Source organism: Pseudomonas helmanticensis (assembly GCF_900182985.1).
Classification (GTDB): domain Bacteria; phylum Pseudomonadota; class Gammaproteobacteria; order Pseudomonadales; family Pseudomonadaceae; genus Aquipseudomonas; species Aquipseudomonas helmanticensis.
The window spans coordinates 24,420-36,573 of sequence record NZ_FXUY01000001.1 but is presented as its reverse complement, the minus strand read 5'-3'; the positions used below and the strand labels follow the sequence as shown (position 1 = coordinate 36,573).

At 60.1% G+C, this 12,154-nt stretch carries 8 protein-coding genes; 4 read left to right on the top strand and 4 right to left on the bottom strand.

Going from position 1 to position 12,154, the window contains the following annotated elements; all coding sequences use genetic code 11:
* Window positions 1-76: 76 nt before the first annotated feature.
* Window positions 77-2,005, top strand: coding sequence for a transglycosylase SLT domain-containing protein (locus QOL84_RS00165; protein WP_283435724.1), 1,929 nt, complete (start codon window positions 77-79; stop codon window positions 2,003-2,005).
* 165 nt (window positions 2,006-2,170) lie between these two features.
* Here the strand turns inward: QOL84_RS00165 and QOL84_RS00160 are convergent, their stop codons facing one another.
* Window positions 2,171-3,955: an ABC transporter transmembrane domain-containing protein gene (locus QOL84_RS00160; protein WP_283435723.1), complete on the bottom strand. Its 1,785-nt coding sequence runs from the start codon at window positions 3,953-3,955 to the stop codon at window positions 2,171-2,173.
* 256 nt (window positions 3,956-4,211) lie between these two features.
* Here QOL84_RS00160 and QOL84_RS00155 point away from each other — a divergent pair, with 256 nt between their 5' ends.
* Window positions 4,212-4,391 carry a PA1571 family protein gene (locus QOL84_RS00155; protein WP_064117840.1) on the top strand — a complete coding sequence of 60 codons (180 nt, stop codon included), beginning with the start codon at window positions 4,212-4,214 and terminating at the stop codon, window positions 4,389-4,391.
* 169 nt (window positions 4,392-4,560) lie between these two features.
* On the opposite strand, the gene pdxB is transcribed toward QOL84_RS00155, so the two are convergent.
* A complete protein-coding gene (gene pdxB, locus QOL84_RS00150; RefSeq protein ID WP_283435722.1) occupies window positions 4,561-5,706 on the bottom strand; it encodes a 4-phosphoerythronate dehydrogenase PdxB in 1,146 nt (381 codons plus the stop codon).
* Between the two features lie 210 nt (window positions 5,707-5,916).
* Here pdxB and QOL84_RS00145 point away from each other — a divergent pair, with 210 nt between their 5' ends.
* Window positions 5,917-7,326, top strand: a complete 1,410-nt coding sequence (locus QOL84_RS00145) for an MATE family efflux transporter (RefSeq protein ID WP_283435721.1) — start codon at window positions 5,917-5,919, stop codon at window positions 7,324-7,326.
* Window positions 7,327-7,461: 135 nt separating this feature from the next.
* Here QOL84_RS00145 and tusA read toward each other — a convergent pair whose 3' ends face one another.
* Both tusA and rlmM read right to left on the bottom strand, forming a co-directional pair.
* Window positions 7,462-7,713: a sulfurtransferase TusA gene (gene tusA / locus QOL84_RS00140; RefSeq protein WP_122595413.1), complete on the bottom strand. Its 252-nt coding sequence runs from the start codon at window positions 7,711-7,713 to the stop codon at window positions 7,462-7,464.
* A gap of 165 nt (window positions 7,714-7,878) precedes the next feature.
* Window positions 7,879-8,952, bottom strand: a complete 1,074-nt coding sequence (gene rlmM, locus QOL84_RS00135; protein ID WP_283435720.1) for a 23S rRNA (cytidine(2498)-2'-O)-methyltransferase RlmM — start codon at window positions 8,950-8,952, stop codon at window positions 7,879-7,881.
* Between the two features lie 221 nt (window positions 8,953-9,173).
* Between rlmM and acnA the strand changes: the two genes are divergently transcribed.
* Window positions 9,174-11,915, top strand: coding sequence for an aconitate hydratase AcnA (acnA, locus tag QOL84_RS00130; protein ID WP_129394808.1), 2,742 nt, complete (start codon window positions 9,174-9,176; stop codon window positions 11,913-11,915).
* The last annotated feature ends 239 nt before the right edge of the window (window positions 11,916-12,154 follow it).

The window sequence follows — 12,154 nt, the reverse complement described above, 5'->3', positions numbered from 1 at the left end:
GCAAAAGGCTAAGCTACAGACAATTCAGTGCTGACCGAGGTCGGTACTTGTCATGATTTCTCTGCCCGGATGTCTCATGCGCAGTCGCCTTTTCAGTGTTTTGTCCTGTTTGCTACTTACCGCCGCTGCCGTTCAATCCGCCCAGGCGGTGGACCTGTCCACCCAACGCCAGTATTACGATGAGGCCAAGCGCGCGCTGGCCAAAGGCGATACCGGCCCGTATTTCCGTTACAGCCAGGCCTTGGCCGATTATCCGCTGGAGCCGTACCTGGCTTACGACGAGCTGACCGCGCGCCTGAAGTCCGCGAGCAACCCGGAAATCGAGAAATTTCTCGCCGAACACGGTGACCTGCCCCAAGCCAACTGGATGAAGCTGCGCTGGTTGCGCTGGCTCGCCGACCGTGGCGACTGGGCAACTTTCGTCAAGTATTACGACCCGAAACTCAACTTCACCGAACTGGACTGCCTGAATGCGCAATACCAGATCACCCACGACAAGAAAGCCGAGGGTTACGCCAACACCGAAAAGCTCTGGCTGACCGGTAAATCGCAGCCCGCCGCGTGTGACGCGCTGTTCGGCATTTGGGCCGCTGATGGCCAGCTCACCGAACAGAAACGCTGGGAGCGCACCAAACTCGCCGCTCAGGCGCGCAACTATCCGCTGGCCAACAGCCTGGTCAACGGCCTGACCACCCTCGCCCCGCGTGGTCGGTTGCTGGTCGATGTCGCACAGAAACCTGAACTGCTCAACCAACCGTCGCGCTTCACTCCGGCGGATGAGCCGATGTCCGACGTGGTCAGCCTCGGCCTGCGCCGCCTCGCCCGTCAGGATCCGGACAAGGCCATGGCCCTGCTCGACGGTTACGCCAGCAGCATGCATTTCTCCCGCGATGAGAAAGTCGCGATCGCCCGGGAAATCGGCCTGACTCTGGCTCGGCGTTTCGACAGCCGCGCGCTGGACGTGATGACCAAATACGACCCGGAGCTGCGTGATAACACGGTTTCCGAATGGCGCCTGCGCCTGTTGTTGCGTCTGGCCCGTTGGGACGACGCTTATCAACTGACCAAACGTCTGCCGCAAGACCTCGCCACCACCAACCGTTGGCGCTACTGGCAGGCGCGCAGCCTCGAACTGGCACAACCGCAGAACCCGGAAGCGCAGACGCTGTACAAGAGCCTTGCGCGCGAACGTGATTTCTACGGCTTTCTCGCTGCCGACCGTTCCCAGTCGCCTTACTCGCTGGTGAACAGACCGCTGGTACTCAGCCAGGCAACTATCAACAAAGTGCGTAACACACCGGGCGTACGTCGTGCGCTGGAATTCCATGCGCGCGGGCAGATCGTCGACGGTCGCCGCGAGTGGTATCACGTCAGCCGGCATTTCAACCGCGACGAAATGGTCGCCCAAGCCAAACTGGCCTACGAACTGAAATGGTACTTCCCGGCGATCCGCACCATTAGCCAGGCGCAGTATTGGGACGACCTGGATATTCGTTTCCCGATGGCCCACCGCGACACCCTCGTGCGTGAAGCCAAGGTTCGCGGCCTGCACTCGAGCTGGGTGTTTGCCATCACCCGTCAGGAAAGCGCCTTCATGGACGATGCCCGCTCCGGCGTCGGCGCCAGCGGCCTGATGCAACTGATGCCCGGCACCGCCAAGGAAACCGCACGCAAGTTCAGCATTCCACTGGCCTCGCCACAACAAGTGCTCGATCCGGACAAGAACATCCAGCTCGGCGCCGCTTACCTGAGCCAGGTGCACAGCCAGTTCAACGGCAACCGCGTCCTCGCCTCCGCCGCCTACAACGCTGGCCCCGGTCGCGTGCGCCAATGGCTACGTGGCGCCGATCACCTGAGCTTCGACGTGTGGGTAGAAAGCATCCCGTTCGACGAAACCCGTCAGTACGTGCAGAACGTGCTGTCGTATTCGGTGATCTACGGCCAGAAACTCAACTCGCCGCAACCGCTGGTGGATTGGCATGAGCGCTACTTCGACGACCAATGACCTGGAGCTGCCGCCGGCTGCGATCTTTTGATCTTGCTCCAAATAAAATGCCCGCATTTTCATGCGGGCATTTTTAGATCAAAAGATCGCAGCCTTCGGCAGTTCCTACAGGTGCCTATAGCTGAGCGACCGCTAGCGACTCATGCCCGATGCGAGCACTGCCCATCAGTGTTGATCAGCCGTGACTTTGCCATCATTGAACTGCAACGCCGCCAGCCGCGCATACAGCGGATTGCTCGCAATCAGTTCCTGATGGGTGCCAATCGCGACGAGTTGGCCCTGATCCATCACCGCGATGCGGTCGGCGTTTTTCACCGTGGCCAGACGATGTGCAATCACCAGCGTGGTGCGGTTCTGCATCAGGCTCGGCAGGGCTTCCTGAATCAGGTGTTCGCTCTGTGCATCGAGGGCGCTGGTGGCTTCGTCGAGCAGCAGGATCGGTGCGTCAACCAGCAACGCGCGAGCTATCGCCAGGCGTTGGCGCTGGCCGCCCGAGAGTCCCAGGCCGCCGTCGCCCAGATGAGTCTGGTAGCCGTTGGGCATTTTTTCGATGAAGTCGTGGGCATGCGCAATTTTCGCGGCGTCCATCACTTGCGCCAGCGTCGCCTCTGGATTGCCGTAGCGAATATTCTCTTCAACGCTGCCGAAAAACAGCGCCGGCGATTGTGATACCAACGCAAAGTGGCGGCGCAGATCCAGCGGATCGAGGCGGGTCAGCGGCACTCCATCAATGAGAATCTGCCCTTCCTGCGGGTCGTAAAAACGCAGCAACAGATCATAGACTGTGGACTTGCCAGCGCCGGACGGCCCCACCAATGCCAGTGTTTCACCGGGCCTGATGGTCAGATTCAGGCCGTTTACCGCATAGCTTTCCGGGCGCGATGGATAGGAGAAGCGCACATCCTGCAATTGCAGTTCACCTCTGACGCGCTCCGGCAGGGTCATCAGCCCCGTGCTTGGCGGCTGGATGATATTTTGCGAACCAAGCAGCTCCGCAATTCGCTCCGCCGCGCCTGCAGCACGCTGCAATTCGCCGATGACCTCGCTCAAGGTGCCAATGGCGCTGCCGACGATGAGGCTGTAAAAGACAAACGCAGCCAGTTCACCCCCGGTGATGCGCCCGGCGATCACGTCCATGCCGCCGACCCACAACATCACCGCCACGGCGCCCAGTACCAGCACAATCACCATGGTGATCATCCACGAGCGCTGGAAGATGCGTTTGCGCGCGGTGTCGAAAGCCTCCTCGACCGTTGCCGCAAAACGTCGCTCATCCTGCACCTGATGGTTGTAGGCCTGCACGGTTTTGATCTGGCCAAGGGTTTCGGAGACATAGCTGCCGATATCGGCGACCCGATCCTGGCTCAACCGCGAAAGATTGCGCACCCGCCGGCCGAAAATCAGGATCGGGGCGACCACGAACGGCAAGGCAATCACCACGATGCTGGTGAGTTTGGCATTGGTGACGAACAGCAGAATGACGCCGCCGATGACCATCAACAGATTGCGCAGGAACATCGACAGCGACGAGCCGATCACCGATTGCAGCAAGGTGGTATCGGCCGTCAGCCGCGACTGAATCTCCGAACTGCGGTTGTTCTCGTAGAAGCCGGGGTGCAGATACACCAGATGGTTGAACACCTCGCGGCGAATATCCGCGACGCAGCGCTCGCCAATCCACGATACCCAGTAAAATCGCGCGAACGTGCCCACCGCCAGGCCCAACACCATCAACATGAAGATGCCGATGCTCTGGTTGAGCTGGTGCGGCGACTGGGTCATGAATCCGCGGTCGACCAGCAGCTTGATCCCCTGCCCCATCGACAAAGTGACGGCAGCGGTGACGATCAACGCCAGCAGCGCACCGATGACTTGCCAGCGGTAAGGGGCCAGAAATCGACTGGTCAGACGCAAGGCGCGACGGTGCCTTGAGGAAAGCTTCGGGGTCATTCAGGTACACATCCGTGTTGATGAAAGGGTTAGCGTAAACCTTCTATGGGGTGGAACTCTGTAAATCACAATGAGTCAGGTTAACTATGCCCCCAAAGACTAGGCCATAGTTGCTATTGGTCTAATGTCCGGGTTGAGACGAGCGGTCATTTCTGGTTGAGTGGAGTTGCCACCATCGACAGACCGCAGGGAGTTGTCACAGCCCGGTCACGTGGCGGTTTTAACGTAGGCGTACAACCTGATGAGGAGACAGGCCATGTCCTTGCAACACAGCAGCGATGACAAGATTGAAGTGATCCGCACCAAGCCCGGCCAGACTCTGGGTTGCTCGATTATCGATAAGGATGGGCGCGAAGTACCGATCACTGAAGACATGATCCAGGACGCTTGCCGCGAACTGGAAAAGCGATTGGTCAAGCCTGCCGAACAAGAGTGATATAGCCACCGTCTTCCTGACCCGGCTCTTTTTGGCCGGGTTTTTTCTGTCCGTAATTCGCCGAGTAACCGTGTAGGAGCTGCCGAAGGCTGCGATCTTTTGATCTTGCTTGTAAAAAACAACATCAAAAGACCGCAGCCTGCGGCAGCTCCTACACGGGGTTGTGTGGTTACGGGATTGCGATTGCACCCAGCGCCGCCACAATCTGCTGCAACGCCGGCGACTCCACTTCAATCCGCACCTTCAGTCCTTCAATCTCACGACGCACCGGATACTGCTTGCGCAACACATCGAACGCCGCACGCTGCTCGCCGACATTGCCTACAAGACTGCGACGAAAATCCGCATCGTCGCGGCGCGGGTCGTACACGCCTCGGCACAACATCGCCAGCGCCCAGGCTGGATCGCTGTCGGCATGCAGGGAAACTGCCGACAACCACGGCGCCGGCAGCAAGTCACTGAGCTGGATACTCGCGGGTTGCCCGATGAATTCGCAGTACGCCTGATAGATCTGCGCCGTCCCGCGCTGTTTGCCGTCGAGGCTGTAACCGGCAATGTGCGGGGTCGCCAACACACAGAGTTCAGCCAGTGCGACATCGACTTCCGGCTCGGCTTCCCAGACATCGAGCACTGCTTGCAGGTCTTCACGCTCCAGCAGCACATTGCGCAGCGCGGCGTTATCCACTACCGGACCACGCGCCGCGTTGATCAGCCACGCGCCGGGCTTGAGTTGCTGCAAGCGCTGCTGATCGAACAGATGCCAGGTCGCGCCATCGCCGTGGCGAGTCAACGGCGTGTGCAGACTGATCACATCACACTGCTCGATGATCTGTTCGAGGCTGACGTAATCGCCGCCCTCGGCAGCCTGACGCGGCGGATCGCAGACTTTCACGTTCCAGCCCAGGCCCTTCAAAACCTTGATCAGTCGACCGCCCACTTCGCCGGCGCCGACAACGCCGAAAGTACGCTGGGGCAGATCGACACCCTCGATTTCAGCGAGGGTCATCAGGCTGCCCAGCACATAATCGACCACGCCTCGGGCGTTGCAGCCGGGGGCGCTGGACCAGGTGATACCCGCCTCGTTGAAATAGTCGAGATCCAGATGATCAGTACCGATGGTGCAGGTCCCGACAAAGCGCACCTTGCTGCCTTCGAGCAATGCGCGGTTGACGTTGGTCACCGAACGCACCAGCAACACGTCGGCCTGCTCGACCGTCGCACGGTCGATGGAACGGCCCGGCACCCGGCGAATCTCGCCGAAACCGGCAAAAAAAGCATCCAGCAGCGGGATATTTTCGTCAGCAACAATCAGCATAGGGGGCTCCTTTGGCGAATCGGCAGTCTAACTGTAGGAGGTGCCGCAGGCTGCGATCTTTTGATCTTGTTTTTAACAATCACCAGCAAAAAGATCGCAGCCGGCGGCAGCTCCAGATTACAAATCCGCAACAGAGGATTTTTCCTGACCAAGGCGTCAGCGGCGTAGAATGCGCCGCCCTGCGCATCAATCTCTGTGGACGCTTTGCCTGTGAATTCCGTAACTGACCAACCTGTCGCCGTCTCCCTGACCCGCCCTGCGCGGATTCGACTGGAGTTCAAGAACCTGCTCGCCCTCGCGCTGCCGATCATCATCGCGCAGCTGGCGACCACGGCCATGGGCTTCGTCGATGCGGTGATGGCCGGGCGCGTCGGGCCAAAAGATCTTGCGGCAGTGGCACTGGGCAACTCGATCTGGGTGCCGGTGTTTCTGTTGATGACCGGCACGTTGCTGGCAACCACACCGAAAGTCGCCCAGCGTTTCGGCGCCGGCACCCACAGCGAAATCGGCCCGATCGTGCGTCAGGCATTGTGGCTGGCGCTGGTGGTCGGTCTGATTGCGACCGCGATGCTGGTCGCCGCCGAACCGGTGCTGCACTTGATGAAGGTCGATCCCGAACTGATCGGCCCGTGCATGCAGTACTTGCACGGCATCGCCAGCGGCTTGCCGGCAGTAGCGTTCTATCACGTGCTGCGCTGCACCAGTGACGGCATCGGCCGCACCCGCCCGGCGATGGTCCTGGGCCTGTGCGGTCTGGCGCTGAATATTCCGCTGAACTACATCTTCATTTATGGCCACTTCGGCGTGCCGGCCATGGGCGGCGTCGGTTGCGGTTGGGCCACGGCGATCGTCATGTGGGTGATGGCGCTGGGCCTGGCCGGTTATGAGCGCTGGGCCCCGGCCTATCGTTCGAGCGAGATTTTCAGCCGTTTCGACTGGCCACAATGGGCGGTGATCAAGCGGCTGCTGGCGATCGGCCTGCCGATTGGCATCGCGGTGTTTGCCGAGTCGAGCATTTTCGCGGTGATCGCTCTGCTGATCGGCAGCCTCGGCGCCACCGTGGTCGCCGGGCACCAGATTGCACTGAACGTCAGCTCGCTGGTGTTCATGATTCCGTATTCGCTGGGCATGGCAGTGACCGTGCGCGTCGGTCAGGCACTGGGCCGTGAAGAACCGCGCGAGGCACGTTTTGCGGCCGGCGTCGGCATGGGCACTGCGCTGGCTTACGCTTGCCTGTCGGCAAGCATGATGTTGTTGCTGCGTGAACCGATTGCGGCGATCTATACCGCTGACCCGACGGTGATTCACATTGCGGCGATGCTGATTGTGTACTCGGCGCTGTTCCAGTTTTCTGACGCGATTCAGGTTACCGCCGCGGGTGCGCTGCGTGGTTATCAGGACACTCGGGTGACGATGATCCTGACCCTGTTCGCGTATTGGGGCATCGGCCTGCCGGTGGGTTACGCCCTCGGCCTGACCGATTGGCTCGGCGCGCCACGCGGCCCGAGCGGCCTGTGGCAGGGCTTGATCGTTGGTTTGAGCTGCGCGGCGTTCATGTTGTCGATCCGCTTGACGCGCAGTGCGCGCAAGCGTATTCGGATGAGTCGCTCGGCGGGCTGAAGGTTTTACACAGGACAAAAAAATGTGGGAGCGAGCCTGCTCGCGAATGCGGTGATTCAGTCGACATTTACAGTGACTGACATTCCGCTTTCGCGAGCAAGCTCGCTCCCACAGTTGTTTTATGTATAGCCGCGATTACGCGTGTTTCTTGCGGATCCAGTACAGGTATGTACCGGCCTCTTCGTGCTGGCCCACCAGTTCGTGGTCGAGAAACCCACAGAATTTGGGGATATCGCGCTTGGTCGACGGGTCGGTGGCGATCACCTTGAGCAGGCCACCGGGCACCAGGTCACGGATGTGCTGGTGCAGCATCATCACCGGTTCCGGGCAATTGAGGCCGGTGGCATCGAGCGTGCCGTCGACCGGGGTATCGATCATTTCACTCATGATTCACTCCTGAAACTGGCCGGCATTGTCGCGCATTGCCGGGGCGTTACACCACACTCCCCTGTAGGAGCTGCCGCAGGCTGCAATCTTTTGATCTTGATCTTTCAGAAAGACAACATCAAAAGATTGCAGCCTGCGGCAGCTCCTACAGGGTATTGCGGTGCTTTAGCGGGATTTTGTTTTTTTGATATCGTGACGGCGCAGGTGGCAGGTCACTTCCTCGCGATCGTGATAGAGCTGCTTGCAGCCGATATCGACCTTGATCCCGCGTGCCTTGAAGCCATCGGCAATGCGTTCGAGCAGGCGCTTCACTTCGGCATAGCGCTGCTTCATCGGCAACTTCAGGTTGACCACCGCTTCGCGGCAATGCCCCTCGCCGATCCACTCTTCGAGCATCGCGGCGTTGCGCGCCGGTTTCTCGACGATGTCGCAGACCATCCAGTCCACCGGCTGACGCGGTTTGAAGGTAAAACCATCCGCCATCAAATGCTGCACCAACCCGGTGTCCATCAGGCTTTCGGCCATCGGGCCGTTGTCGATGGCGGTCACCAGCATGCCGCGGTTGACCAGTTGCCAGGTCCAGCCGCCCGGCGCGGCGCCAAGGTCGACGCCCGTCATGTCGCTGTGCAGGCGATCATCCCACTGATCACGCGGGATGAAATGGTGCCACGCCTCTTCCAGCTTCAAGGTCGAGCGGCTCGGTGCCTCGCGCGGAAACTTCAGGCGCGGAATGCCCATCGGCCACATCGCCGAGTTACCGGCATCGGCCATACCGAGAAACACTTCACGACCACTTTTGAATGTCAGCAGCAGACGCGGCTTGCTGGCGTCCTCCACCAGTTTGCCGGCGCCGGTCAACGCCTTGCGCAGCGGGCCTTCGAATTTCTTGCAGAAATTCGACAATTCCTTGCCGTCATTGGTGTCGACGACTTCCAGCCACAGGCTGCCGCACACCGGGAAATCCGCCATGTGCGCGAGGATCACGCTGATGCGATCGTTTTCCGGCAGATCGATGAAGACGCCACGCGCCCATTGGCGCGGGAAGATCAGCTCGGCGAAACGCTGGCCGCGCATCAGGCGCTCGGCGCCGTCTTCTTCGGTGCAGACAAACTCGGCGCACGCGGTGGCCGCTTTGGCCTTGGCGTAACCGGCCACGTTGAGTTGGGCGGCGAGATCGGAAATTTCCGAACAGACTTCGCCTTCGAAACCTGGCCGGCAATGCATGAATAGGGTGTTCATTCTTACTCCTGGGCAGCGGGCGATCATTCGGCCCCTGCGCGATGTCCAGACTTTGGGTTGCAGCAAAGCCTGTCACGAAAACCGGCGCATGATAGCCGATGTCGGAACCTTGGTTCCGCTCATAGAGTCCAGTTATTAGCCAGCTACCTGAAACAGGGCTAGGTTTAAAGCTCTATTCGTCCCCCGATCCGTAGCCGTGCGGATTCAAAGGAGTGATCGTAATGCCGTCCCTCGATAGCCTGAAGACCCTCAAAACACTGCAGATAGACCAAAAGACCTACCACTATTTCAGCCTGCCGGATGCCGCCAAAAGCCTGGGCGACCTCGACAAGCTGCCGATGTCGCTGAAAGTCCTGCTGGAAAACCTGCTGCGCTGGGAAGATGAAAAAACTGTCACCGGCGCCGACCTCAAAGCGCTTGCCGCCTGGCTCAAGGAGCGTCGCTCCGACCGGGAAATCCAATACCGCCCGGCCCGCGTCCTGATGCAGGACTTTACCGGCGTCCCCGCCGTGGTCGACCTTGCTGCCATGCGCGCAGCAATGGCCAAGGCCGGCGGCGATCCGCAGCGAATCAATCCGTTGTCGCCGGTGGATCTGGTGATCGACCACTCGGTAATGGTCGACAAGTTCGCCACAGCCAGTGCGTTCGAGCAGAACGTCGACATCGAAATGCAGCGCAACGGCGAGCGTTATGCATTTTTACGCTGGGGCCAAAGCGCCTTCGACAACTTCAGCGTAGTGCCGCCGGGCACCGGCATCTGCCACCAGGTCAACCTTGAATACCTCGGCCGCACCGTGTGGACCAAAGAGGAAGACGGCCGCATCTATGCCTTCCCTGACACTCTGGTCGGCACCGACTCCCACACCACCATGATCAACGGCCTCGGCGTACTCGGCTGGGGTGTCGGCGGGATCGAGGCGGAAGCAGCGATGCTCGGGCAACCGGTGTCGATGCTGATTCCAGAAGTGATCGGTTTTAAACTCACTGGCAAGCTCAAGGAGGGCATCACCGCCACCGACCTGGTGCTGACGGTCACGCAGATGCTGCGCAAAAAAGGCGTGGTGGGCAAATTCGTCGAATTCTACGGTGACGGTCTCGCCGACCTGCCGCTGGCCGACCGCGCGACCATCGCCAACATGGCTCCGGAATACGGCGCGACGTGCGGTTTCTTCCCGGTCGATGACGTGACGCTGGAATACCTGCGTCTGTCCGGTCGTCCACCGGAAACGGTGAAACTGGTCGAGGCCTACACCAAGGCGCAAGGCCTGTGGCGCTTGCCCGGTCAGGAGCCGGTGTTTACCGACAGTCTGGCGCTGGACATGGGCAGCGTCGAAGCGAGCCTCGCCGGGCCAAAACGCCCACAGGATCGCGTATCGCTGCCGAATGTGCCGCAGGCCTTCAGCGACTTCATCGATCTGCAATTCAAACCCACCAGCAAAGAAGAAGGACGCCTGGAAAGTGAAGGCGGTGGTGGCGTCGCGGTGGGCAATGCCGATCTGGTCGGCGAAACCGATTACGAATACGAAGGCCACACTTATCGCCTGAAAAACGGCGCCGTGGTCATTGCTGCGATCACTTCCTGCACCAACACCTCCAACCCGAGCGTGATGATGGCGGCCGGGTTGCTGGCGAAAAAAGCCGTTGAGAAAGGCCTGACCCGCAAGCCGTGGGTGAAGAGCTCGCTGGCCCCGGGCTCGAAAGTGGTCACAGACTATTACAAGGCTGCGGGGCTGACGCAGTACCTCGACCAGCTCGGGTTTTCGCTGGTCGGTTACGGCTGCACCACCTGCATCGGCAACTCCGGTCCGTTGCCCGAGCCCATCGAGAAAGCCATTCAGAAAGCTGATCTCACCGTCGCTTCGGTCCTGTCCGGCAATCGCAACTTTGAAGGTCGCGTGCATCCACTGGTGAAAACCAATTGGCTGGCCTCGCCGCCGCTGGTGGTCGCCTATGCCCTGGCCGGCAGCGTGCGCAGCGATATCAGCAGCGAACCGCTGGGCGAGGATCAGCAAGGCAATCCGGTGTATTTACGGGATATCTGGCCTTCGAGCAAAGAGATCGCCGACGCGGTGAGTCAGGTCAACACGGCGATGTTCCACAAGGAATACGCCGAAGTGTTTGCCGGTGATGAACAATGGCAGGCCATCGAGGTGCCGCAAGCGGCGACTTACGTGTGGCAGGACGATTCGACCTACATCCAGCATCCGCCGTTCTTCGACGATATTTCCGGACCGCTGCCGGAAATCAAAGACGTCAAAGGCGCGCGGGTGCTGGCCTTGCTCGGCGATTCGGTGACCACCGACCACATCTCCCCCGCCGGCAACATCAAGGCCGACAGCCCGGCCGGGCGTTATCTGCGTGAAAAAGGTGTTGAGCCGCGAGACTTCAACTCCTACGGCTCTCGCCGTGGCAACCACGAAGTGATGATGCGCGGCACCTTCGCCAACATCCGTATCCGCAATGAAATGCTCGGGGGCGAAGAAGGCGGCAACACGATCTATATTCCGACCGGCGAAAAACTGGCGATCTACGACGCGGCGATGAAATATCAGGCCTCGGATACGCCGCTGGTGGTGATTGCCGGCCAAGAATACGGAACCGGCTCCAGTCGCGACTGGGCGGCCAAGGGCACTAACCTGCTGGGGGTGAAAGCGGTGATCGCGGAAAGCTTCGAGCGGATCCACCGTTCCAACCTGGTGGGCATGGGCGTGCTGCCATTGCAGTTCAAGCTCGATCAGAACCGCAAGAGCCTCAACCTGACGGGCAAGGAGACTTTTGAGATCCAGGGTCTGACCGGCGTCGAACTGACGCCGCGGATGAACTTGCCGCTGGTGATCACTCGTGAGGATGGCCGCCAGGAGAAAATCGAGGTGCTGTGCCGGATCGATACGTTGAACGAGGTGGAGTACTTCAAGTCGGGCGGGATCCTGCATTACGTCCTGCGCCAGCTGATCGCCTCGTAACGCATGCCCCCTGTAGGAGCTGCCGCAGGCTGCGATCTTTTGATCTTGTTTTTTTAAACCCGGATCTGGATCAAAAGATCGCAGCCTGCGGCAGCTCCTACAGGGGCATTGTGCTTTTCCGGGGGCGAAAAAAAACCCGCCGAAGCGGGTTTTTCCCAAGACCATTATCGACTCCCTGTCGGCAGCGATCCTTGCAAATGGTCGATCATCCTTGATCCTGAAACACTCCCTGTGTCTCA